Source organism: Nocardia sp. CA-135398, from assembly GCF_050955845.1.
Taxonomy (GTDB): domain Bacteria; phylum Actinomycetota; class Actinomycetes; order Mycobacteriales; family Mycobacteriaceae; genus Nocardia.
The window spans coordinates 8,279,028-8,302,745 of the sequence record NZ_CP192084.1 but is presented as its reverse complement, the minus strand read 5'-3'; the positions used below and the strand labels follow the sequence as shown (position 1 = coordinate 8,302,745).

Here is a 23,718-nt window from a genome sequence, read left to right as displayed (position 1 = left end):
ACCGGCGCGGCCGCGGTTGCGCCGGTCATGGCGTCAAATCGAGGCCGTCTTCGTGTCGTCGCCCGCGGTTTCGAAATCGAATTCCTCGGCGGGCTTGGCGATCTCCTGGCGGTAGTGCCGGATGCCGATGGCGGTTCCGATGATCAGGCCGACCACCAGGGTGCCGATGACTCCCGGCATCAGCCACGGCACCCGGTCCAGGAAACTGCCCGCGTAGTAGCCGATGAGCAGCAGCACCGGCGCCCAGATAATGGCGCCGACCGTGCTGGCCACGGTGTATTTGCGGTGATCCATCCTGGCCGCGCCCGCGACCATCGGGCACAGCGTGCGCACCCATGGGATCCAGCGCGAAATGAGCACCGCGAGGAAACCGTGCCGCTGCAGCAATTCGGTGACCCGCTGCAGGTTGCGGGTGTTGATGTAGCGGCCGTTCTTCCTGGCCACCAGGTGATGGCCGGTGCGATGCCCGATGACGTAGCCGACCTGGTTGCCCGCGATGGCCGCGACCATCGCGCCGACGGACAGCGCCCAGACATGGGCCTCGCCCGTGGCATTGGAGGCCATCACGATGCCCGCCGTGATCAGCATCGAGTCACCGGGCAGGAACAACCCGATGATCAACGCGCATTCGAGGAAGACGAAGGTCAGCACCACCGTCCAGACGAGCGCGGGCCCCGCCGAGGTCAGCGGATCGAAACTGCCCACTGCTAGGGGCAACTGCGCCGTGGACACGGGCTCAGTGGGTCGGCTCGTTCGTCGAGGCGGTCAGCGCGGCATCGTCGTGCTGAGCGGCCTCGTCCGCACCGCGGTTGAGCACCTTTTTGGCCACCGTGATGATGCCGGGCAGGATCGAGATGAAGACGATGAGCAGGAAGATCGGCTCGATGTTCTTGCGAATGAATTCGATGTTGCCGAGGAAGTAGCCGAGCACCGTGACACCGCCGCCCCACAGGATGGCGCCGACAATGTCGAAGGTGACGAACTTGCGATAGTCCATCTTGGACACACCGGCCAGTACCGGCATGAACGTGCGCACGATCGGCACGAAGCGGGCCAGGATGATCGTCTTCGGACCGTGTTTTTCGAAGAACGCGTGCGTCTCGGTGACGTAATGCTTCTTGAAGAACCGGGTGTCTTCCTTCTGGAACAGCGCGGGCCCGATCGCCCGGCCGATCCAATAGGCGCATTGGTCACCGGCGAAGGCGGTCACCATGACGGCGGGCAACAGCAGCCAGATCGAGACCGGCGGATTGTCCGTCGCGGACAGCAGGCCGCCGGTGAACAGCAGCGAATCGCCCGGGAGGATCGGGAAGAGCAGGCCGGTCTCGATGAAGACGATCACCAGGATCGCCGGGAGCACCGCATTCTTGAGCCACGTCTCCGTAAGCAGGTGCATCGGGTCCAGCAACTGGGTCAATGCGACGTTGCTCGTCACCGATTCTGTCGCTGCCAGCAGAATCACGCGGCCTCCTGTCCCGGGTACGGCTGGCCTACATTGCTTGCCACCGCATCGGAAGCTGCCAGCGCAATTACGCGGCCAACAGTACCGGGTCCAACTGAGAAACCTCTTGCTGTGCGAAAAGTTCGCCATGTCCGACCGGCCGGTCCGCACTCTGCGGCGGGCGCGCAGAGCGGTCCCCGCACATCGCGCGAAAGCCCGCTGGCCTAGTCTGTGACCTGACAGAATTGTCTTTTGCCGCACAACACGGAGGTCTTCACAGTGCCCATCGCGACTCCGGAGGTCTACGCCGAGATGCTCGGTCGGGCCAAAGCGAACTCCTTTGCCTTCCCGGCCATCAACTGCACCTCCTCGGAAACCGTCAACGCGGCCATCAAGGGCTTCGCCGACGCGGGCAGCGATGGCATCATCCAGTTCTCCACCGGCGGCGCGGAGTTCGGCTCGGGCCAGGGTGTGAAGGATATGGTCGTCGGCGCGGTCGCACTGGCCGAATTCGCGCATGTGATCGCCGCGCGCTACGACGTGACCATCGCGCTGCACACCGACCACTGCCCCAAGGACAAGCTGGACACCTTCGTGCGGCCGCTGATCGCCATCTCCCAGGAGCGGGTGAACGCGGGCAAGAACCCGCTGTTCCAGTCGCATATGTGGGACGGCTCGGCCATCCCGATCGACGAGAACCTGGAGATCGCCAAGGAGCTGCTCAAGGCGACCAATGCCGCGAACATCATCCTCGAGGTCGAGATCGGCGTCGTCGGCGGTGAAGAGGACGGTGTCGAGGCCGAGATCAACGAGAAGCTCTACACCTCGCCCGAGGACTTCCAGAAGACCATCGACGCGCTCGGCTCGGGCGAGAACGGCAAGTACCTGCTCGCCGCGACCTTCGGCAATGTGCACGGCGTTTACAAGCCGGGCAATGTGGTGCTCAAGCCCGAGGTGCTGGCCGAGGGGCAGCGGGTGGCGGCCGCCAAGCTCGGCCTGGCGGCGGACGCGCAGCCGTTCGATTTCGTCTTCCACGGCGGTTCGGGCTCGCTGAAGTCGGAGATCGAGGATTCGCTGCGCTTCGGTGTGGTGAAGATGAACGTCGACACCGACACCCAGTACGCGTTCACCCGACCGGTCGCCGCGCACATGTTCACCAACTACGACGGTGTGCTCAAGATCGACGGCGAGGTCGGCAACAAGAAGTCCTACGATCCGCGCAGCTACCTGAAGAAGGCCGAGTCGGCCATGGCGGCGCGGGTCGTCGAGGCGTGCAATGATCTGAAGTCTGCGGGTCGCTCGATCAGCGCCTGAGCCTTTACGTTTAGTACATGAGTCTGGATGTGCGCGTGCTCGGGCCCGTGCGACTGCTGGTCGGTGGTGAGCCGGTGGCGGTCGGCGGGCCCAAGCCGCGAGCCTTGCTCGCCGCGCTGACCGTCAATCGACGGCGCGCGGTGGCTTCGGCCGCGCTGGCGGATATGGTCTGGAACGAGGATCCGCCCGATTCCTACGCCGCCAGCCTGCAGGTATTCGTCTCGAATATTCGTAAGGCACTGCGTAATTCGGGTGTGGACCCGGCCATGGTGCTGCGCACCGAATCATCCGGCTATCGACTCGAGATTCCGGAGGACGCCTGCGATCTCGGCCGCTTCGAGGCGGCCAGGGATGCGGGCGCGCGTGCCGCCGAGGTCGGCGACCATGTCGGCGCGTCGCAGCTGTTCGGAAACGCGTTGCGCGAGTGGAGCGGTCGGGCACTGGCCGATCTGGCCGGATTGCAGTTCGCCGACGGTTTCGCCACCGCGATGGACGAGGAACGGCTGCAGGCCGCATCGGCTCGGATCGATGCCGAAATCGCCTGTGGGCGTGCGTCATCGGTGATCGGCGAGTTGGTCTCGATGACCAATGAACATCCGCTGCGCGAACCGCTGTGGGGGCAACTGATCACCGCGCTGTACCTGTCCGGCCGACAGGCCGATGCGCTGGACGCCTGCCGCCGGGTGCGCACGGTGCTCGCGGACGAACTCGGCATCGATCCTGGGCCGGTCCTGGTCGATCTCGAACAGCGGGTGCTGCGGCAGGAACCGCTGAGCACAATGGAACTCAAGCGCACCGAGCGGCTGGCCGCGGCGATGACCGAGACGGTCACCGAGATGCCGCGCGCGGTGCGCAGCGGACAGCTGCGCATGCCGGACGGCCGGGTCACCGCGATCGCGCAGGGCGGCATGCGAATCGGCCGGATGACCGACAACGATCTGGTCCTCGACGATCCGAAGGCCAGCCGCTACCACGCGCATATCATGCCGAGCCGGGCCGGACTGCTGATCAAGGATCTGCATTCGGCCAATGGCGTGTACGTCAACGACGAGGCGATCGATAGCGGTGCCCTGCTCGCCGACGGCGACAATATCCGCATCGGCGCAACAGTTCTGGTGTTCCAGGCCGTTCAGTAATTCGCTCAGTCGCAGGCGATACCGTCCCCATCTGGATCCAGATACGGGTTATACCCAGCCTGCCCACGGTAAAGCGGTAGCTTCCCCTCGGCCCGAACCTGATCGCAATCGGTGTAATACCTCGGCGACTCCTCCTTAGACTCCTCCGGCGGCGGCACATTCGACCCCTTCGGCCCCGGCCGATAGCTCGGCACCGGAAGCGAACTATCGGGCCCGGCAACGAATTGGACGGTGGACGAATCGGCGGCGGCGATCGGCGACGCGATGCCGCCGATCACCAGACATGCGGCTCCGAGCGCGGGTACAGCGCGGCGATAGATCAGTGAAGCGTTCACATTCTCCATCCTGCTCCGCTTTCGGCGCCGATGTCAGTGCGGTTTATTCGCAGGCGATTCCGTCGTTGTCGCGGTCCAGGTGGGAGGCGTATCCCGGGTCACCCCGGTGCAGCGGCGCCTTTCCCGCTCGGCGCACCTCGTCGCAATTCTTGTAGTAGGGCGCCGGTTGGGTCTGCGGTGGTTGTGATTGGGGCGGTGGGTTGTTCGGCCAGTTCTGTTGCGGTTGTGCGGGCGGGCAGAACTGGGCGGAGCCCGAGTTGCACAGCAGGTCGGTGAGCGGATCGGCGCTGGCTGTCGGTGCCGCGAATGCGACGGCGGCGGAAGCGATCAGGATCGCCGAAGCCGTTCCGAGCAGCGACCTCGGGTGCAAAGTCGGTTTCATGGGTGTCCTCTGGTCGAATGAGAACCACCGGGGGCCCTTTGCTCCCCCGGTGGACGGCCACTCACCCCGACTCGAGTTGTCGTGTCGTGGACGGTAGCAGGACAGCCGGGCAGAGGTCCCGAAAATAGAGTATAAGTTTCCTGTTAATTCTGGATGTCCGTGCGGCGCATGGCCGATTCGGTAAGTCGGCCGGGTCGAAGTGGGCAAAACCGGTAGGGTCGGGCGCTGGTGCGCGGCGCCGCGCAGGGCTTCGATGCGGCAGGTGGCCGGGAGACGGGTGTCCATTTTGCGCGAGATACCAAGGGGTTGGCGATGACTCGGCGGTGGGTAGTGGTGTTCGGTGCGGTCGTGTGTGCGGCCGGGGCTTTGACGTGTGCCGCGCGACCGGCCGGTGCCGCGCCTTCCGGACCGGTGGCCGGTCCGTGCCGCACGGATCCGCCCGCGACGCATGCGGGCCTGGTGCCGAAGACGCTCGAAGTGCCGATTCCGTATCCGGTGCTCACCGTGCTGCCGCCAGCTGCCGCCGAACCCGCGCCGGTTCGCACGGAAATGGAGTTGCCGTCGGATCCCTGTGTGAATCCGTGCCCGGATCTGACCGATGCACCGGCTCCGCCGCCGAGTCCGGCGAGTCGACTCGGCATTCCGGAAATTCTATTGAGCCCCAAGCCTTTCCATTTCGCGATTCCGGGACCTGGACCGGATCCCGGTCAAGTGCCGCCGCCTCCGGCGCGGGTGGATCCGCCGATCGAATCCGCCCCTTTGTCCGCGGTTCGGCCGACGCCGCGGATCGGCGCGGTCACCGAGGTGGCCAAGCAGACCGGCGCGAGTTCGGTCAATCGCACCGATAAGCGCTGGCAGGTGGATGGCACGGATCTCGGCATCATGTGGGAGAGCGCACCGGGGGAGATCGCGACCGCCTTCGGCGACACCGTCGGCCGCGGCTTCCACCCGCCGGGCGGAATGGGATTGGATTGGCGCAGCAATGTCCTCGCATTCAGCACCGATCGCGATCTCGAAGACGGGATGACCTACGACCGAATGGTGACCGACGACCGCTGCCACGCCGCCGAGGTGCTCTCCAGCCGCAAACTCGACAATGTCGAGGTCACCACGATTCCGACCTCCGGATTCGCCCTCGGTGCGCGGCAGTACCTGAGCTATATGTCGATTCGCACCTGGAACAGTATTCCGGGCACGTTCTTCACCAATTACGGCGGCATCGCCTATTCCGATGACCACGGTCAGACCTGGACCAAGGATCCGTACGCGCGCTGGGACAACATCTTCGGACTCGCGAATTTCCAAGTGAGCGCGATGGTTCCGCAGGGCGACTACGTGTACATGTTCGGCACGCCCAATACCCGGCTCGGATCGGTCGGACTGGCGCGAGTGCCGAAGGATCAGCTCCTCAACACCACCGCCTATCAGTACTGGCAGGACGGAAACTGGACTCCGGTAGGCGGATTCGGCTCCGCCAGCCCGATCGTCGACGCGCCCGTCGGCGAGTTGTCGGTGCGCTTCGATGCTTCCCGAAATGTATGGCAGATGAGCTATTTGGATACCGGGAAAGCGGCACTGGTGGTACGCGAAGCGGATTCACCGCAGGGGGTGTGGACCGATGGCACGCCGACGGTGACGGCACGCGAATATCCCGAGCTGTACGGCGGATTCATCCACCCTTGGTCCTCGGGTTCGGACCTGTACTTCAATATTTCGACATGGAACGACTACAACGTCTATCTCGTGCACGCGACCATCGAATGAGGTCGCCGCGCTAGGCGAATCGAACCTCGGCGATGGCCCGGCCGAAAAGTTTGCGGCCCCCTGAACTACCCGCGAGCACAATGGTCGCGGTCCGTCGGCGCGGATCGAGCGATTTGATCCGCCCGCTGAATTCGACGGAGCTCGGCGCGTCGGCGGTCACCGGAACGAATCCGGCGAACCGCACACTGAACTTCTCGATGGCCGTCGGATCACCGAGCCAGGCGGTCAGGTAGTCGCCCGCCAGACTCATGGTCAGCATGCCGTGTGCCACCACGGTCGGCAGTCCGGCCAACTGGGCCGCGCGCTCGCTGAAGTGAATCGGGTTGGGATCGCCGGAAACTCCCGCATAGTTGGCCAGATCGCCGCGCGTCACCTGAGCGGTCTCGGCCGGGAGCTGATCGCCGACGGCTAGTCGGTCGAAGTCCGGGAGGGATCGCACGGAGGCGCTGCGCACCGCGGGCTGCCCAGGGGCGGGAGCGTCCGCGGGCAACGCGACCAGCGGGTCCGGCCTGGCGATGTCACCGATGGTGACCGGACGCGCGTGCATCATGATGTTCTCGACGGCGGCCGCGATATTCGGATCCACCTCGACACCGCGGCGCGCCACGATGGTGGTCGAACCCGATTGCACGATCTCGCCGTGCTGATTGGTCAGCGAGAATGTCACCAGCACGAAGTCGTTATCGCCGAACTGACGGATCGAGTCGATCACGATCTCGGTGCTGAGCTGGTCGCCCGCAAGGATCGGGCGGGTGAGTTCGAAGACCTGGTCGGTCTGCAGGATCTGAGACAGGTCGTATTCGGTGAGGACCGTATCCAGCAGGACCCTGGTCGCATTGATGCCGATGACCGAGGCGAAGGTCGGCGGCGCAATGATGCCGTCGTAACCGAGCTCGAGCGCATCCGGTTCGGAGTAATGCGCACCGTGGCGACTCTGCGTCGCGCGGGCGAACTCACGGACTTTCTCCCGGCCGACCGAATAGTGTTCGCGCACCCTGAACCGGCGCCCCGCCGCCGTGGCTGTCTGCTCGGCCGCTTCGACTTCCGGCTTATCGATTGTCTGCTCCCTGACCATGATCCGGGCCATGCTACTGGCGAACCGGTCTGATGACCAGGTGAGTGTGACGTTCACTACCGGTTAGAGGGCTTACCTTTTGGATATGTCCTGCTGGATGCGGTGCCATCTTTCGGTCATGGCGTTCCGGAGCTCGGCGGCTCGCAGACCTTCCAACCGTCGGCGGTCTGCTCGAGGTCGAACGTCCGCGCCGAGCGCTTCGTCGGATCCGCATCGGTGTACACGGTGGCCTGTGCGATCGCCGTCTTATCGGTGATCTTGATGGTATCGACGCTCGCCACCACCGGGATATTCTTGCGATCCATCGACAGCTGGTGCACGCCCGCGAACTGGTCCGCCGCAATGTTCTGATAGAAGTCGTGCAGCTGCCCGCAGGTGCTGCTGCGCAACGCCGCGAGATCGCCGGATTTCAGCGCCCCGGTGTAATCGCTGATGGTCGTGCGGACCTTCGCCTCCGGGGAGCTGTCGCCCCGATTCCCGATGAGCACGGCCGCGAGCCCGATCACCGCGATGAGCGCCACCGCGGCTGCCCCGATGACCAGCCAGCGCTTCGAGCGCTCGGCCGGTGCCTCGGCGTCCGCCGATTGCCGACCGGGCGTGATTCGCTGCGGCTGGGCCATCGGTCGCGGTCCGCCGACCGGCTGGGCTGGTCGAGTCTGCTGGGTATCGGCCGGTGACGGTGCGGATGCGACCTGTCGTGGCCGTCCCGGCCCGCGCGGCGCCGACGGTGCGGTCTCCTCGACCCCGGGGCCGCCCTGCGAAGGACCTTGCGCCCCAGCCTGTTTCGGACCAGCGGCCGGACGCGGTGTGCTCGGCGGCTTGCTGATCGGTCCGGGCCGCGCCGCGGGCGGGACGATCCGGTCGGTACCGGGCTTGGTCCCGGCATCGGTCCGCATTCGCTCCGTGGCGTCCTTGTCGATCGGCTTACCGACCGGCTTCTGAATCGGCAATGCGACGGTCTGCTCGGCATCCAGCTTCGAAACCACCGGCATGGCGACGGTCTTGTCGTCCGCGCCCGCCAAATCCGGCTCATCCGGCTGCGTCGGCGCGGCAGCCGCACCCTTGCCCTTCGGATCGACCCGCCGCATCACCATGGTCGCCGCATCCGCACCCGCGGCATCGTCGACCTTGTCCGGTGGTGCCGCGGGTTTGGTCGCAGCCGAATCCCGCTGAATCACAGCGGTTTCCGCAGCGGATGCGGGAGTGCCACTTGGTGGCGCAGCGTTTTCGGTCGGTGGCGTGGCTCCCCTCGACCGAGTAGTCGTTTCGGCGGCTGCTCCGGCGGACTTGTCGCCTACTGCTTCGTCGCCTGCGTCGGATCCTCCGGCGGCCGCAGCGGCAGTTCCACCCGCCGCACCGGCAGCCGCGGCTGACTTCGCCGAACCGCCACCAGCCTGCGCTGCGGTACCGCCCCGTTTGATCACGACGGTCGGTGAATTCGGCCCGGCGGCAGTCTGGCCTGCCCCGCCGGAGCCCGCGTCTTGCGTCGCCTCGGTCGGCTCCGACTTGTCTTTACCCGCGACACCACCACGCGAGATCTCCGCCGTCTTCCCTTCGGAATCCGCCGCAGCACCCCCGGCCTGTGCCGACCCGGCACCTGCGCCCGGCTTCCCAGAACCAGACGAGGCCGCGCCACTATCGCGCCCACCCGGCCTATTTGTGCCACCGGGGACAGGAACAGATTGGGTGCCGCTACCTCGTTGGCCTGCACCCGGCGCGGTTGCGCTACCCGACGCGGAAGCCGGTGAGGCGGTGCCACCTCGTTGGCCGGTGCCACCGGGGCTGGCTGTATTGCCCGGCGCGGGAGCAGCCGAGGTTGGGCCGCTATCGCGCGGGCCTGCGCCGCTCGGCGTCGGAGCAGACGGGACCGCGCCACCACCGCGTTGGCCCGCGCCGCCGGGGTCGGCTGCGCCGCCACCGCGCTGGGCCACGCCGCCGGGGCGGGTTGTGCCGCCCGGCGGGGGTGTAGATGAGGCTGCATCGCTATCCCGCTGACCTGCACCTCCGGGCGTGGGTGCGCCGCTCGGCGTTTGAGCGGATGGGGCTGCGTCGCCCCCTCGCTGACTCATGCCGCCCAGCTTGGCGATGTTGCCCGACGCGGGAGCAGGTGAGGCAGTTCCGCTATCGCGCTGGGCCGTGCCGCTCGGCTTGGCTGCGCCGCTCGGCGCGGCAGTCGATGAGGTTGCGCTGCCACCTTGTCGGCTCATACCGTCCGGCCTTGTCGCTTTGCCTGGCGCTGAACCGGGGGAGGCGGTTCCGCTACCTCGCTGGCCCGCGCCGCCGGGGTTGGCTGTGTTGCCAGGTGCGGGAGTAGATGAGGCTGAGCCGATACCGCGCTGGCTCGTGTTGCCGGGCCTGGGTGCGCCGCTTGGCGTTTGAGCGGATGGGTCTGCGCCTTTTGAACCCGCGCCTCCGGGCGTGGAAGCAGGCGGTGCGGTTCCGCCACCTCGCTGGCCGGTGCCGCCAAGGTTGGCAGTGCTGCTCGGTGTGGGAGCGGGCGAGGCGCTGCCGCTTTCTCGTTGGCCCGTGCCGCCTGGCCCGGTTGCGGTGCCCGGCCTGGTTGCGTTGCCTGGCGAGGAGACAGACGGTGCGGCGCCGCCAACTTGCTGGCCGCTGCCGCTCGGCTTGGCTGCGCCGCCCGGCGCGGGAGCAGTTGGGGCGCTGCCGCTTTCGCGCTGGCCCGCGCGGCCGGCTGCGCTGCTCGACGCAGGGGTAGATGGGGCTGCGCCGCCTTGGGGGCCCGCGCTACCTGGCTTGGCTGCGTTGCCCGATGCGGGAGCGGTTGGGGCGCTGCCGCTTTCGCGCTGGCTCGCGCGGCCGGCTGCGTTGCTCGGCGCGGGCGTAGATGGGGCTGCGCCGCCTTGGGGGCCCGCGCTACCTGGCTTGGCTGCGTTGCCCGATGCGGGAGCAGGTGAGGCGGTGCCGCTACCTCGCTGGTCCGCGCCGCCGCGCTTGGGGGCGTTGCCCTGGACGGATGGCGCGGGCGGTGTATCGGCTCCGCCCGAATGGCTTGGTGCCGCAGGCTTACCGAGCGCGGCGATATCCCCGGTGGCCGCACCGGATCCGGTCGACTGACCAGAGCCGGTGGACGGCTGCTTCGGGAGCGATGGCGACGGAATCGGGCGAGTAGGAGCGGCCGCGGCGCGCTCGCCCGCGGCTTTCGCGGATGCCGAAGGCCCGTTCGGCCCCGACGATGCCGCAGGGACTCGCCGCGTCGCCGCGTTGGCTGCCCCGCTTCCTGGCGTCGCACCGGATCCAGGAGACGCGCTCGGCCCTGATGGGGCTGACGGTCCGGTGGCTGAGCCTGCGCTGCCCGCCGAAGCACCATGTCCGGAGGAGGAGCCCGGCCCTGAAGGGGTGCCGGGACGCGAGGGGGTGTCGGAACCTGTGGCTGGACCGGAGCGGGTGGGGGCATTGGGTCCCGACGAGCTGGCCCCTGACGATGAGCGGAACGGTCGGGTCGCGTCAGCTGCGCCTTCCTTCGCCCCAGCCCCGGCTTCCGAGGGGCTGCCCGGGGTGCCGGAGCCTGCTGCGGAACCGGGGCGCGAGGATGCGCCTGATCCCGGAGACTTACCCGGTTCGGGCGATGCGGGTGTCCGGTCTGCGGGTGCGGCGGGGCGCGGGTCAGCTGCCGCTTCGGCGGGGCGGCCGGGATTTCGTGCCGGGCTCTTCTCGTCGTTCGGGTCGGACACCTATAACCCCTCGGTCGGGCGGAACAGTTGAACTCGACGGCCAGCCTAGCCAGCAATTCGGTCGACTGTAAGGAATCCCCTGCCCTGTCCGGCTCGATGGCGGCGGGTGGGCGGGCGCGGCGGGCGGGCACTGCTCAGCCAGGGGAACGCAGTGTCGGCGCGGCACGCGCACGCAGTGCACAATGAACCGCATGACCTCGTTCGGTGACTTGCTCGGACCGCAACCGGTACTCCTGCCCGAAGACTCCGATGCGGAGGAGGCGCTGCTGAACAACGCCGATCCGGTGCAGGTCGCGGCCGCGCATCCGGCGGCTTCGATCGCCTGGGCCCAGCTCGCGGAGGCGGCGTTGCAGCGCGGCGGCGCCGATGGCGATACCCAGGTGGTCAATCACGACATCGTCGCCGCGTACGCGTTCGCGCGCACCGGTTACCACCGCGGCCTCGACCTCTTGCGGCGCAATGGCTGGAAGGGTTTCGGCCCGGTGCCGTGGAGCCACGAACCCAATCGCGGTTTCCTGCGCAGTGTCGGCGCACTTGCCAGGGCGGCAAGGGCGGTCGGTGAGACCGAAGAGTACGCACGCTGCCTCGATCTGCTGGAAGACTGCGACCCGCGCGCCGCGGGTGAGCTCGGCCTCGACTGACAGTTGATCGATCCGAATTCCCCGGTCGGCGTCGCCCGCGCCAGCAGCATGGAGCGGCTGCGCAGCTCGTGGGCGCGATTGCGACTGTCCGCGCTGCCGATTCTGCAGTGCGCGGTCGGCGCGGCGCTGGCCTGGTTCATCGCGCACAAAATAGTCGGGCATTCGGTGCCCTTTTTCGCGCCGACCGCGGCCGTGGTCTCGATCGGCATTTCGTTCGGCGCCCGGCTGCGCAGGTCGGTGGAGTTGGTGGTCGGTGTCGCGGTCGGCATCGGCATCGGCGATCTGTTCATCACCCGCGCGGGTACCGGCGTCTGGCAGATCGCCTTGGTTGTCGCGGTGGCCATGGCCCTTGCGGTATTCCTGGACGGTGGTTCGATCATCACCATGCAGGCCGCCGGTTCGGCGGTGCTGGTCGCGACCTTGCTGCCGCCGTCTGCGGGCGGCGGCTTCTCGCGCATGATCGACGCGCTCGTCGGCGGGTTGGTCGGCGTGGTCGTCGTCGCATCGATACCGCTGCATCCGGTGCGCCGGGCCCGCGAGCAAGCCGCGGAAGTCCTTGCGGTACTGGCGAAATCGCTGCACGACTGCGCCGACGGCCTGCTCGAACAGGATCAGGAGAAGATCCGCACGTCCCTGACCGCGGCCCGCGCGACCCAGCCCCAGATCGATGGTCTGCGCTCCACCTTGGAGGGCGGCCGCGAGATCAGCCGAATCTCGCCGCTCTATTGGAATTCCCGCCAGCGCCTCGACCGCATCCGCGCCACCGCCGATCCGCTCGACAATGCCGTCCGCAATACCAGGGTGCTGCTGCGTCGTTCGCTCACTCTGGTCCAGGACGACGAAATCCTCGACCCCCGACTGATCGAGGGACTCGAGCGTCTCGCCCAAGCCGTCGAGGTGGTGCGCCGGATGATGCTCGCCGATCCGGGCGAGCAGCCGGATCAGGCCGAGGCCGCCCGGGTGCTGCGTGGCATTGCGAAGGCCGCGCGACCGGAACTCGTTGAGGGCGCGGGACTTTCGGCCCATGTGGTCTTCGCCCAGATGCGCTCCATGCTGGTCGACCTCATGCAGGTCTGCGGCATGCAGCGCATCTCGGCCATGGCCCTGCTGCCCCCGACGGTCCCGAATCCGCATGTGCCGCCGGAGGAATGAGTCGACTACTCAGCGGATTTCGGACTTTCCCGCCCGATGCGGGACAGTGCGCTCGGCCTTCGGCGCCCGAATCATGATCTTCACGTAGTCCGCTACTCGTGTTCGCGTATGCCCGCGGTCATAGCCTCGAGAGGCAACCGCGGTTACGAGGGGTAGCGCGGTTGGGACGCTTCGCCCGACGGCGAACCGCCCTACCGGCCATATGGTGTGGTGGCCGGGCGGGTGAGGGCGCGCAGCGGTCGTGCGAAGAGGTCGCCCGGTTCGAGAGGTCGGACCGGGCGACCGGTATGTCGGCTAGGTCCAGAACCGCGTAAGCCAGCTGCCGAACCGCGACCAGTCCGAGTCGACACCGGACAATTCGTACAGCGAGTACACCGCATGGAAGAACATCTGGTTGATCGACGGGGTGAACAGCAGCGCGAACACGATCAGCATCCCGAACGGCTTGAACTGATCGAGTGCCCGCCTGGTCTGATAGCTCAGCGACGGCTCGATCACGCCGTATCCGTCCAACCCGGGCAGCGGCAGAATGTTCAAAAGCGTCGCGGTGATCTGCAGAAACGCCAGAAAGCTCAGGCCGTACCAGAACGCGCGATGTGACGTGTCACTGCCGAAGAACCGCACGATCACCAACAACAGCACCGCGCACACCGCATTCACCGCGGGCCCGGCACCGCTGATGATCCGCTGCATGCGCGCACTGACGTTGTGCGTGTGCACGTACACAGCACCGCCCGGCAAGCCGATGCCGCCGAGCGCGATGAACACCATCGGCAACACGATCGACAGCAGCGGATGGCTGTACTTCAGTGGATTCAGCGTGAGATAACCTCGCAACTCCACCTCGCGGTCGCCCGCCCGCCACGCCGTGTACGCGTGCGCGAATTCGTGCAGGCACAGCGTGACGATCCAGCCGAAGACGACGAGCAGAAATACCCCGAACTTCGCCCGCGTGGACTGCACATCGGCACCCCACGCGAGCACGCCACCGGCCACCGCGATGGCGATCACCAGCAGGAATATCGGGCTCGGCCGCCGCGAAACACCCAGCGCTGGGCGGCCGCCTCTCGGGAAACGCATCGTCAACGCACCAGTAGCCAGTTCTCGTGATGCCGATAGAACGACGACCGCGGCAGCACTCGGTCGTTGGCAATGCCGTCCCTGGTCACCACGGCCCCGGGCGTGCCGAGCTGTGCGGCCCGCCCCTCCAGCCAGCGGCGCCTGCGGATGATGTTCTTCTGCACGCTCGCCCGCACCCCCGGCAGATCCAGCATGGGGGAGACGATCATCACGTCGACCTTGCCGGAGAACAACAGGGCGTCATCCACATAGGCCTCGCCCTCGAGCTTCTCGCCGCCCGGACCGGTGATCTCGGCCCGACCGACGAGCACCGTTCCGGTGTCATCGCGAATCAGCGGGGTTTCGACAGCCCGGCCCTTCACCGCGCGTTTGGCGGCGGCATTGCCGGTGCCGGTCTGGTAGGCGCGTGAGCCGTAGGTCTTGTCGACGGGCACATACCCGATCTCCACATGCAGTCGCTCGGTCCGCATCAGATGGGTCAGCACGGAGGCCAGGGCGGCATCGTCGCCGAGCACGATCAGCCTGGGCAGGCTGTCGGCGGCGAGGACGGGCAACAGCTCATCGATCACGCCGTTTTCCGGGATGGCGGTCGTCTGCGAAAGCGGCAGCGACGCGAGGGCGATGGGTACCGGTGCGCCGTCGCAACGGAGAACGTGGGTACTCAAACTGCCGTACACCCTCCTCGGTTCGGCCGACAACCCGTCGGTCACCCTCGCCACCTGTCGGCGGACCCCCTGCTGGTCCGCCAGTGCCTCGCAACCATAGCCCTGCCCGACTACGGCCACACGGTTGTCGAGCCTACGGTGCGATCCGGTTCGATGCCGCCTCGAACGCGTTGGGTAGACTGTGCTTCCGGCCACCGCCTCGATACGGCAGGTAGCTGCAGTACACGAGATACTGCGCGTCGAACCGTAGGAGACACGACCATGCCGGCAATCGTCCTGATCGGCGCCCAATGGGGCGACGAGGGTAAGGGCAAAGCAACCGATCTGCTCGGTGGCAGGTTGCAGTGGGTTGTCCGGTACCAAGGCGGCAATAACGCCGGTCACACGGTCGTTCTGCCCAATGGCGACAAGTTCGCACTGCATCTGATCCCGTCCGGGATTCTCACGCCGGGCGTGACGAACGTCATCGGCAACGGTGTCGTGGTCGATCCCGGCGTCCTGCTCGCCGAGCTGGCCGGACTGGAGGAGCGCGGCGTCGACACCACCGGACTGCTGCTCTCGGCCGACGCGCACTTGATCATGCCGTACCACGTGGCCATCGATAAGGTCACTGAACGCTTCCTCGGCAATAAGAAGATCGGCACCACCGGTCGCGGTATCGGGCCGTGCTATCAGGACAAGGTCGCCCGGGTCGGCGTGCGCGTCGCCGATGTGCTCGACGAGAAGATCCTGACCCAGAAGGTCGAGGCGGCCCTGGAGTTCAAGAACCAGGTCCTGGTGAAGATCTACAACCGTCGCGCATTGGATCCGCAGCAGGTGGTGGATGAGGTACTCGGACAGGCGGAGAGCTTCGCCCACCGCATCGCCGACACACGCCTGGAACTGAATCTGGCGCTGGAGCGCGGCGAAACCGTACTGCTGGAGGGTTCGCAGGGCACCCTGCTCGATGTGGACCACGGCACCTACCCGTATGTGACCTCGTCCAACCCGACCTCGGGCGGCGCGGCGGTCGGCGCGGGCGTCGGACCCAACAAGATCACGACGGTGCTCGGCATCCTGAAGTGCTACACCACCCGCGTCGGTTCGGGGCCGTTCCCGACCGAACTATTCGACAATTTCGGTGAATTCCTCGCCAAGCAGGGTGGCGAGGTCGGCGTGACCACCGGTCGGGCCCGCCGCTGCGGTTGGTTCGACGCGGTCATCGCGCGCTATGCGACCCGGGTCAACGGCGTCACCGACTACTTCCTCACCAAACTGGACGTCTTGTCGAGTCTGGAGCGGGTGCCGATCTGCGTCGCCTACGAGATCGACGGCAAGCGGGTCGAGCAGATGCCGACCACACAGACCGAATTCCACCACGCGAAGCCGATTTACGAAGAGATGCCCGGTTGGTGGGAAGACATTTCACAGGTAAAGACTTTCGAGGAATTGCCTGCCAACGCCCAGGCGTATGTCTTGCGTCTGGAGGAACTGTCCGGCGCGCGCATTTCCTGCATCGGTGTCGGACCAGGCCGTGACCAGACCATTGTCCGCCACGACGTGCTCGGTTGAGGACCGTAACGGCTGATACGGTGCGGCCGTTCATGGTTCGTTGTCCTCGATCATGATCGGTGACGAACTAGAGTAAGAGCTATGGCTCGGAACTGGCCGATGATCGAGCGCGAGACCGAGTTCGAAGCGATCCGCGCGGCACTCACCGGAACCGAATATGTCGGTGCGGTATTGACGGGCGACGCCGGAGTCGGAAAGACGACGCTGGCGAGACAGGCGACGGCCGCGGTAGGCGGCAATGTCCGGTGGGTGGCGGGTACGGAGTCGGCCCGCACCATCCCGTTGGGCGTATTCGCCCATATGGTCGGCGCTTATACGGCGCACGATCCGGTGACATTCATGTCCGCCGCGCGCGAGGCACTGCTCGTCGACGGCCACACGACCATCGGTGTCGACGACGCGCATCTGCTCGATCAGCTCTCGGCCACACTGCTGTTGCAGCTGGCCATCGATAAGGCCGCGCATATCGTCGCGACCGTGCGCAGCGGGGTGCAGGTGCCCGACGCGGTCACCTCGTTATGGAAGGACGGCCATCTGCTGCGTATCGACCTCACTCCGTTCACGGAGCAGCAGAGCGTAGATCTGGTGGAGTCGATGCTCGGCGGCCAGTTGGAAGGCTTCACCGCCAACCTGATGTGGGAGTCCTCCGGCGGAAACGCCCTGTTTCTCAGGCATTTGGTGGAAGGTGCGCTGGAGGCCGGTTCGCTGCGGCAGGTGAACGGCGTCTGGCAGTTGCGCGGCCGGGCCGCGGTGACCTCGGAATTAGCTGCGCTGCTCGAGGATCGGGTGGAGCAGCTGCCCGAGCCGGTGCTGCGAGTGCTCGAACTGCTCACCTTCTGCGAGCCCATCGATCTTGACGTGCTTTCCGAACTGGCGGGTGAGGAGGCCGTTGAGGCCGCCGAAACCCGTGGTCTCATCAGGGTTGTCCAGAACACCCACCAGTTGATCGTGCGTTACAACCATCCGCTCTTCGGCGAGGTCATCCGGCGCAGGCTCGGTATCGCGTCGGCCCGGCGGCTGCGCGGTCGGCTGTACTCCTCGCTCAAGGAACGGCCGGTCAATTCCGCGCCGGATCGCATCCGGTTGGCCGAATTGGCTTTGGACAGTGATAAATCCGCCGATCTCGAACTCTTCGAGGCGGCCGCCGCCGATGCGATCGGACTGGCCAATTTGCCGCTCGGTGAGCGCTTCGCCAGGGCCGCGGTGGAACGTCGCGGCGGGGTGGAGGCCGCGGATCTGCTGGCTCGGGCGCTGCTGTGGCAGGGCCATCGGATCGAGGCCGAACGCACTCTGGCCAGTTTCGATCCGGATCAGATGAACGAGGTGCAACTGGGCCGCTGGGGCAGTACCCGGGTCTCGAATCTGTTCTGGGCCATGGGCGATGCCGATCGGGCCGACGAGGTACTCGCGATGCTGCGCGGCAGGGTGCGGCATCCGAAGATCAAGGCCACCTTCGAGGGCTTGGCTGCGGCGTGCGCGGTTCACGAAAATCTGCTCGAGGACGCGTTTTCCGGGGCCGAGGCGGTGATGGAGACCGAAGGCGCACCGCCGTGGGCGGTTTGGTGGGCGGCCTTCGGCGGCGGCTTGGCGCTGGCGCTGATGGGTAGGGGCGAGGCGGCGCGGCAGTACGCGGCCCGCGGACATCAGGTGGAGTCGCATATCGACGGACTCAACCGGTTCATCTCGACCCATGCCGAGGTGCTCGCGCTGATCTGCACCGGTGATCTCGAGGCCGCACGCCGGCGCGCCACAGGGTATTTCGGCTACTCGGCACCGGGCCAGTACCTGGCGTGGGGCATGTCGAAGATCTTGCAGGGCACCGTCGACGTGGCGCAGGGCCGCTTCCCGGACGGGATCGAACATCTCGAACAGGCATTGGCCGCGCTCACCGCCGAGGGTGCCGCCACCTGGCACATTCCGGCGAGAATCCGGCTGGCCGAGGCATATTCGGCCCTGGGGCGGCCCGCGGAGGCGGCCGAATCCATTGCCGAGGCGGCGGCTCGCGGTGGCAGGCACAGTGCGGTCTACGACCCGCAGTTGGAGCTCGCGCGCGCCTGCGCGGCTGCCGCGGAGGGCACCGTCACCCCCGCCATCCGACTGGCCATGGGTGCCGCCGACGCGGCGGCGCGCGCACATCAGCACGCGATCGAGGCGATGGCACTGCATACGGCCGCCCGCTTCGGCGACCATTCCGTCGCGGGCCGACTCGCCGACCTGGCCGCCCGGGTCGACGGGAGCCTGGTGCAGGTCCAGGCCCGCCACGCGGTGGCACTCGCCGCCCACGACGGACCCGGTCTCGACACGGCCGCAGCCGAATTCGAGCGCATCGGCGCCATGCTCTCGGCCGCCGACGCCGCCGCCCAGGCCGCATCCGCCCACGAACGCGCCGGTGACCGCCGTCGCCTGCTCGAATCCGCCGCCACCGCAAACCGTCTCGCGGCGGCCTGCGGCGGCGCAAGCACCCCGGCGCTGCGTCAGGCGGCCCAGCCCTTGCCGCTGACCTCGCGCGAACGTGAAATCGCGAATCTCGTCGCGGCTGGGCTGTCCAACCGTCAGATCGCCGATCGCCTCACGGTTTCCGTCCGGACGGTCGAGGGCCACCTCTACCGCGCCTGCATCAAGATGGACGTCACCGACCGCGAGTCCCTCGGCGCGCTGATGCGCGGGGAATCGTCCGGCGGGGGAGCAAGCTGAGCGGACGGGCGGGGGTTAATTGTTGATGCGCCAGGTGATGTCGAAGCGGGCGAGGGCATCGAGGAGTTCTTCGGCGTCGAAGGCTTCGGCTACGGACAAGGTGCCGGGCTCGGTGGTTCCGTCGGCCAGGCGGACCGCGATTTCTACCGCTTCCAAAGCCGAATCGCGGTAGGAGTCGACACCGCTGACGACGCCGCGAGCCGAATGTCCGTTGGTGTCATAGGCATCCACCACCACGTCGTAGCGCAGGTCGGAACTCGGCTCGTCGGGCAGTGATTCGATGATCTCCTCGGTGAAGGAGCCGAGGAGGTCGAGGATGGCGGTGTCCAGGACGCCTTCCACATACGACACATCGGTATGTCTGGGGATCGTGATCACCGGCGGCTGTGGGAATTTCGCGACGGCGGTGGCCGCGGTGTGGCCGGGAAATGTCATCTGGGCATGGCGGGCGGCGATTCCGGTGCGGAGTTCGCCGTTCTGGAAGTGCCAGCCGCCGCTGCGGAACCAGTCGAGGCTGGCGAAGACCGTTTTCGCGCTGCCCCTGGAACCGTTGCCGCCGCTTTTGCTGAGGTGGCTGAGCACGATCTCCACCGGTCCGGTCAGTCGGCGCGCGGTCAGGTGGGCGAGCAGGTCGCCCGCGACATTGTTATCGGTGACGCCCGGAATCACCGTGACGCCCGCGGCCTCGGCTTTCGCTCCGTACTCGTCGAAGACCCGCTTCAGGAAGAGCTGTTCGCCGGACAGATCCGTGTAATGCGCCCCGGCCGCGATGGCTGCCGCCAGGACCGGCTCGCCATTGTGCACATACGCGGACAGGCTGCTGATGACCGCGTCCGCGTCGGTGAAGGCGGCGACGAGTGCGTCGTGATCGGTGAGTGCCGCGACCCGGATCTCGGCATCCGGTATCCCGGCCGCTTCCGCGGCGGCCCGCATCCGAGATGCGCTGCGGCCCACCAGGATCGGCGAAATCCCGCGGCGGTGCAATTCGGTGAGCAGGTAGCTGCCGGTGTGGCCGGTCGCGCCGTATACGGCAATCTTCGTCGTTGTCATGAGTAAGACACTATGGACATCACATGAGTAAATGAATGCTTGGCAAGCGCAGCATAATGTCTGAAACACTCATAGTGCGAGAGGTATGGTGAACAGGTGGACATCCTCAGCGAAACCATCGCCGCCATCCGCACCGGCAATCCGACCTCGGGCCTGTTCATCCGGCACGCACCGTGGGGCCGCGCCTATCCGGTCGTCCCCGGCGCGGGTTTCCATGTGGTGCTGCAGGGTTCGTGCTGGGCGGTGCCGACCGGCGGCGAACCCATCGCGCTCGGCGTCGGCGACGTCCTGTTCATGCCGCGTGGCGCCGATCACGATCTGCTCGACCGCCTCGACAGCCCGGTAACCGAGCAGGCGCGGCCGGGGGAGCCGCGCGAGATCACCGGACCCGGCGCTCGCACGGCCCTGCTCTGCGGCGCATACGAACTCGGCAGGCAGCGCAGCCATCCGCTGCTCGACGAACTTCCCGAATTCATCCACCTCCCAGCGCGTCCCGGCCGTCACCCGTCCCTGCGCGCCGCGGTCGACCTGCTCGCCGCCGAGGTCGCCGAGCCGAAGCAGGGCAGCGATGCCGCGGTCCCCGCCATCCTGGAGACCCTGCTCCTGTTCATCCTGCGCGCCTGGTTCGACGAGCAGGCCGCCGACGAACCCGCCACCGGTTGGGCGGGCGCCTTCGCGGATCCGGCGGTCGCGGCCGCCCTGCGCGCCGTACACGAGGCGCCCGCCCGGACCTGGACGGTCCCCGATCTCAGCGATGTCGCGGGCGTCTCCCGAGCCACCCTGGCCCGGCGCTTCACCGCCACCGTCGGCGAACCACCCCTGGCCTACGTCACCCGCTGGCGGATGCTCACCGCCGCCTGCCTGCTCCGCGACACCGACAGCCCCCTCGGCGCCATCGCCAGAAAGGTCGGCTATACCTCCGAATTCGCCTTCGCCAAGGCGTTCAAACGCGAATACGGCCAAGCCCCAGGCCAATACCGCCGCGCCGACGACCAGCCGCCACTGATCGCGGTCTGATCGCCGCTCACCCGAGCCCGCCCGCGATCCGCCGTGGTAGATCGTCGCCAGCTGACGCGGCAAACTAGATTAGAACGATGTCGCTCCTCGGCCGCATCACTTCGAGCCCCGAAATTTGCGACGGTAAATCCGTGGTGCGCGGCTTGCGGTACCCCGTCGAGATGTTGCTGGAACTCCTGGCAGCGGGCATGAGTATCGATGAAGTCCTGGCCGACTACCCGGATCTGGAGATCGAGGACATGCTCGCGGAGCTCGAATACGTCGCGGTCTGACGCCGGGCAGGCGGTCAGCTGAACGGCGTTTTCGGACGGTCTTGGAGTTCGCCGTCGAGGTAGATATCGACCTTCTCGTTGTAGAAGCAGGCCAGGCCCGCGATCTTCTGGCTTTCCGGGAGCGGGGTGCGGTAGCCCCAGACGATGTCCGGGTACTCCTTGCCGTCGATGTGGACGGTCCAGTAGTCGGCGGTTCCCTTGTAGGGGCAGCTGGTGTGCGTGTCCGACGGCTTCAGTAGGTCTTGGCGCACATCGGTCAGCGGGAGGTAATACCTTGCGGGAAGGCCGGTTTCGAAGAGGATGCGGGGGGAGTGCGAGTCGGCGACGGTGGTGCCGTCGATTTCCACGCGGATGTGGCGCGAGCTGGCGAGGATGTCGACGCGGGTAAACGGATCGCGCGGATGGACGTAGACCGGCTCATCCTCCTCGAACCATTCGTCCATGGCGTTCCAGTCCAGCCGCACCAGCTCGTTCAGTTCGGTGAACGGGGAGTCGTGATAGCGCACCGCGGCGCCGGACGCGGTGGCGCCGTCGACGACCACGTCGTATCCGGTCGCGGTGCCGCGGCTCGGGGATTTCGCGCTGGTGCCGTTCGGCTCGAGTTTCGCGTGCAGATCCGCGACGGGCAGATAGTAGGTCGGGTAGTGCGGGCTCTCCCAGACCAGGACCGCTCGGACGGTATCGGCGACCAACTGACCGCCGAGGTAGACCCGGACTCGCTTCTGGCTGGTCGCTACCTTGACTCGGCCACGCTTCTCATCGGTCATACTCTCCGACCGTACTCCCCGCCCGACCGTACGCCGGAGCGCGATGCGACCAGCGGAATCGGCTATCGCGACGTGGGCAGCTGCCGCGGCACCGACTTCTTCAGTGCGTCCAGCAGTTCCCGCATATCGCTTTCCATCCGGGCCAACCGTTCGATATCGAAACCGGCCAGCCCCGCCGCCATCGCCTCGCCGAAGGCGCCACGGGCCCGCGTCAAGCGGGTGCGGCCGGCCGGGGTGAGCTCGACGACGACGGCCCGGGAATCATCCGGATCCTTGCGCCGGGAGGCGTATCCATCCGCGACGAGCTTGCCGATCAGCGCCGTTGCCGCCGGCTGTGAACATCGATCGATGCGAGCGAATTCGCTGACGCGCACCGCGCCGTGTTCGTCGAGCACGGCGAGTGCGCGCATCACGGCTCGCGGCAGATCATCGCCGCTGATCACCCCGGCCAGCCGGGTCAGCCGCCCAGCGGTGACGAGGAGGTTGACCACGATGTCATCTGCTGTCGCCGCCTGAGCCTGCTGCACACAATATTATTACATACGCTAACTATCTATGGCCAGGGTGCGCGCGGACCTGCCCAAACGACGACGCGCGGGTCAGGCGGGTTGTGGGAGCGGCCGGTGCGGTCGTCCGAACAACTGCGCATCACCGTGTGCGCGCTTGAAGAACAAATGCGCGTCGTGTTCCCAGGTGATGGCGATGCCGCCGTGCAACTGCACCATCTCGGCCGCGATGGTCGTGAACGCCTCCGAACAGTGCGTCCGCGCCGCCCAGACATCCTCCGCGGCGGATGGGCTCCGCTCCGCCACGGCGACCGTCGCCGCATACGATGCGGATTCGGCCGACTCCACCAGCACATACATATCCGCCATACGGTGCTTGAGCGCCTGGAAACTGCCGATCGGCCGACCGAACTGCACCCGGGACTTGGCGTACTCGACCGTCATCTCCAAGCACCGTCGCGCGGCGCCGACCTGCTCGGCAGCCACTGCGGCCCAGGCGATTTCGCGCAGGCGGGCGATGAGCGCCGGATCCGCCGAACCGAGCCGTCGCGCCGGAACCGCCGCGAATGAGATTTCGGCGAGCTTGCGGGTGGGATCCATGGTCGCGACAGCGCGACGAGTCACCCCCGCGGCACCCGACTCGACCTCGAACAGCCCGTCCGAAGTCACCACGACAAGAGTGTCGGCAGGCAACCCATCCAGCACGTAATGCGCTGTGCCGGAAAGTGTTCCGTCTTCGGAATGGACACCCGGCTCGTCCCAGCCACCGGTACCCGCCCAGCACACCGCGATCGTGCGGGTACCTTCGGCGACCTCGGGCAGCAGCCGCTCACACGCCTCGCTGTCACCGGACAACAGCACCGCCTGCGTACCGAGTACCGCCGAACCCAGCATCGGCACCCCCGCCAGCGTGCGCCCCAATTCGGCTACCACCAGCAGGGATTCGACCAGGCTTGCACCGAACCCGCCGTATTCCTCCGGAATCGCCAGCGCCGCGACACCGACCTGCTCGCACAGCAGCCGCCACAGCGTCTCGTCATAGCCGAGTTCGGTATCCATTGCCGCGCGCACCGCGGCGGATCCGGCGTGTTTGGTGAGCAGTGCCCGGACCGAGGCGATGAATTCCTGATGTTCGGTGCTCGGCCCACCCGTCGCCCGACCGCCCCCCATCGAATCGCCACGCG

The 23,718-nt window shown here is 67.1% G+C and carries 22 protein-coding genes; 10 read left to right on the top strand and 12 right to left on the bottom strand.

Annotated features, from left to right (window positions below; genetic code table 11):
• Positions 1–33: 33 nt before the first annotated feature.
• Together ACQP1T_RS36905 and ACQP1T_RS36900 are read right to left on the bottom strand one after the other, a co-directional pair.
• Positions 34–717, bottom strand: a complete 684-nt coding sequence (locus tag ACQP1T_RS36905; protein ID WP_433762513.1) for a DedA family protein — start codon at positions 715–717, stop codon at positions 34–36.
• A gap of 19 nt (positions 718–736) precedes the next feature.
• Complete coding sequence (locus ACQP1T_RS36900; RefSeq protein WP_433762511.1) at positions 737–1,396, bottom strand: DedA family protein; 660 nt, start codon at positions 1,394–1,396, stop codon at positions 737–739.
• Positions 1,397–1,720: 324 nt separating this feature from the next.
• Here ACQP1T_RS36900 and fbaA point away from each other — a divergent pair, with 324 nt between their 5' ends.
• Complete coding sequence (gene fbaA / locus ACQP1T_RS36895) at positions 1,721–2,755, top strand: class II fructose-bisphosphate aldolase (protein WP_433762510.1); 1,035 nt, start codon at positions 1,721–1,723, stop codon at positions 2,753–2,755.
• 17 nt (positions 2,756–2,772) lie between these two features.
• Entirely contained in the window at positions 2,773–3,891 is a 1,119-nt protein-coding gene (locus tag ACQP1T_RS36890; RefSeq protein WP_062993337.1) for a BTAD domain-containing putative transcriptional regulator, read from the top strand.
• 5 nt (positions 3,892–3,896) lie between these two features.
• Here the strand turns inward: ACQP1T_RS36890 and ACQP1T_RS36885 are convergent, their stop codons facing one another.
• Positions 3,897–4,226, bottom strand: coding sequence for an excalibur calcium-binding domain-containing protein (locus tag ACQP1T_RS36885; protein WP_433757580.1), 330 nt, complete (start codon positions 4,224–4,226; stop codon positions 3,897–3,899).
• A 43-nt stretch (positions 4,227–4,269) separates the two neighbouring features.
• Positions 4,270–4,608 (bottom strand): excalibur calcium-binding domain-containing protein, encoded by a 339-nt coding sequence (locus ACQP1T_RS36880; RefSeq protein WP_433757579.1) that lies wholly within the window; start codon positions 4,606–4,608, stop codon positions 4,270–4,272.
• A 312-nt stretch (positions 4,609–4,920) separates the two neighbouring features.
• Here ACQP1T_RS36880 and ACQP1T_RS36875 point away from each other — a divergent pair, with 312 nt between their 5' ends.
• Positions 4,921–6,372 carry a DUF4185 domain-containing protein gene (locus tag ACQP1T_RS36875; protein WP_433757578.1) on the top strand — a complete coding sequence of 484 codons (1,452 nt, stop codon included), beginning with the start codon at positions 4,921–4,923 and terminating at the stop codon, positions 6,370–6,372.
• A 10-nt stretch (positions 6,373–6,382) separates the two neighbouring features.
• On the opposite strand, the gene ACQP1T_RS36870 is transcribed toward ACQP1T_RS36875, so the two are convergent.
• Together ACQP1T_RS36870 and ACQP1T_RS36865 are read right to left on the bottom strand one after the other, a co-directional pair.
• A complete protein-coding gene (locus ACQP1T_RS36870; RefSeq protein WP_433757577.1) occupies positions 6,383–7,447 on the bottom strand; it encodes a fused (3R)-hydroxyacyl-ACP dehydratase subunits HadA/HadB in 1,065 nt (354 codons plus the stop codon).
• 116 nt (positions 7,448–7,563) lie between these two features.
• Entirely contained in the window at positions 7,564–8,625 is a 1,062-nt protein-coding gene (locus ACQP1T_RS36865) for an Rv0361 family membrane protein (protein WP_433757576.1), read from the bottom strand.
• Positions 8,626–9,922: 1,297 nt separating this feature from the next.
• On the opposite strand from ACQP1T_RS36865, the gene ACQP1T_RS36860 reads away from it, so the two are divergent.
• The 3 genes from ACQP1T_RS36860 (at position 9,923) to ACQP1T_RS36850 (ending at position 12,932) form a co-directional block, all read left to right on the top strand.
• Positions 9,923–10,522, top strand: a complete 600-nt coding sequence (locus tag ACQP1T_RS36860) for a hypothetical protein (protein WP_433757575.1) — start codon at positions 9,923–9,925, stop codon at positions 10,520–10,522.
• Positions 10,523–11,330: 808 nt separating this feature from the next.
• Positions 11,331–11,780, top strand: a complete 450-nt coding sequence (locus ACQP1T_RS36855; protein ID WP_062993703.1) for a DUF3151 domain-containing protein — start codon at positions 11,331–11,333, stop codon at positions 11,778–11,780.
• Positions 11,781–11,828: 48 nt separating this feature from the next.
• Positions 11,829–12,932 carry an FUSC family protein gene (locus tag ACQP1T_RS36850; protein ID WP_433762508.1) on the top strand — a complete coding sequence of 368 codons (1,104 nt, stop codon included), beginning with the start codon at positions 11,829–11,831 and terminating at the stop codon, positions 12,930–12,932.
• A gap of 294 nt (positions 12,933–13,226) precedes the next feature.
• Here ACQP1T_RS36850 and ACQP1T_RS36845 read toward each other — a convergent pair whose 3' ends face one another.
• Both ACQP1T_RS36845 and ACQP1T_RS36840 read right to left on the bottom strand, forming a co-directional pair.
• A complete protein-coding gene (locus tag ACQP1T_RS36845; RefSeq protein ID WP_433757574.1) occupies positions 13,227–14,012 on the bottom strand; it encodes a site-2 protease family protein in 786 nt (261 codons plus the stop codon).
• Between the two features lie 2 nt (positions 14,013–14,014).
• Complete coding sequence (locus tag ACQP1T_RS36840; protein WP_433757573.1) at positions 14,015–14,722, bottom strand: hypothetical protein; 708 nt, start codon at positions 14,720–14,722, stop codon at positions 14,015–14,017.
• A gap of 216 nt (positions 14,723–14,938) precedes the next feature.
• Here ACQP1T_RS36840 and ACQP1T_RS36835 point away from each other — a divergent pair, with 216 nt between their 5' ends.
• Together ACQP1T_RS36835 and ACQP1T_RS36830 are read left to right on the top strand one after the other, a co-directional pair.
• On the top strand, positions 14,939–16,228 hold the full coding sequence (locus ACQP1T_RS36835) for an adenylosuccinate synthase (protein ID WP_433757572.1): 1,290 nt from the start codon (positions 14,939–14,941) through the stop codon (positions 16,226–16,228).
• Between the two features lie 81 nt (positions 16,229–16,309).
• A complete protein-coding gene (locus ACQP1T_RS36830) occupies positions 16,310–18,922 on the top strand; it encodes a LuxR C-terminal-related transcriptional regulator (RefSeq protein WP_433757571.1) in 2,613 nt (870 codons plus the stop codon).
• Positions 18,923–18,937: 15 nt separating this feature from the next.
• Here ACQP1T_RS36830 and ACQP1T_RS36825 read toward each other — a convergent pair whose 3' ends face one another.
• Complete coding sequence (locus ACQP1T_RS36825) at positions 18,938–19,972, bottom strand: saccharopine dehydrogenase NADP-binding domain-containing protein (RefSeq protein WP_433757570.1); 1,035 nt, start codon at positions 19,970–19,972, stop codon at positions 18,938–18,940.
• A gap of 96 nt (positions 19,973–20,068) precedes the next feature.
• On the opposite strand from ACQP1T_RS36825, the gene ACQP1T_RS36820 reads away from it, so the two are divergent.
• Both ACQP1T_RS36820 and ACQP1T_RS36815 read left to right on the top strand, forming a co-directional pair.
• Positions 20,069–20,989, top strand: coding sequence for an AraC family transcriptional regulator (locus ACQP1T_RS36820; RefSeq protein ID WP_433757569.1), 921 nt, complete (start codon positions 20,069–20,071; stop codon positions 20,987–20,989).
• A gap of 77 nt (positions 20,990–21,066) precedes the next feature.
• Positions 21,067–21,261: a DUF433 domain-containing protein gene (locus ACQP1T_RS36815; protein WP_433757568.1), complete on the top strand. Its 195-nt coding sequence runs from the start codon at positions 21,067–21,069 to the stop codon at positions 21,259–21,261.
• Positions 21,262–21,275: 14 nt separating this feature from the next.
• Here ACQP1T_RS36815 and ACQP1T_RS36810 read toward each other — a convergent pair whose 3' ends face one another.
• The 3 genes from ACQP1T_RS36810 to ACQP1T_RS36800 all read right to left on the bottom strand — a co-directional run bounded on the left by ACQP1T_RS36810 (position 21,276) and on the right by ACQP1T_RS36800 (position 23,704).
• Positions 21,276–22,028 carry a DUF427 domain-containing protein gene (locus ACQP1T_RS36810; protein WP_433757567.1) on the bottom strand — a complete coding sequence of 251 codons (753 nt, stop codon included), beginning with the start codon at positions 22,026–22,028 and terminating at the stop codon, positions 21,276–21,278.
• 62 nt (positions 22,029–22,090) lie between these two features.
• Positions 22,091–22,555 carry a MarR family winged helix-turn-helix transcriptional regulator gene (locus ACQP1T_RS36805; RefSeq protein WP_433757566.1) on the bottom strand — a complete coding sequence of 155 codons (465 nt, stop codon included), beginning with the start codon at positions 22,553–22,555 and terminating at the stop codon, positions 22,091–22,093.
• Between the two features lie 72 nt (positions 22,556–22,627).
• Positions 22,628–23,704 (bottom strand): acyl-CoA dehydrogenase family protein, encoded by a 1,077-nt coding sequence (locus tag ACQP1T_RS36800; RefSeq protein WP_433762507.1) that lies wholly within the window; start codon positions 23,702–23,704, stop codon positions 22,628–22,630.
• Positions 23,705–23,718 lie beyond the last annotated feature (14 nt).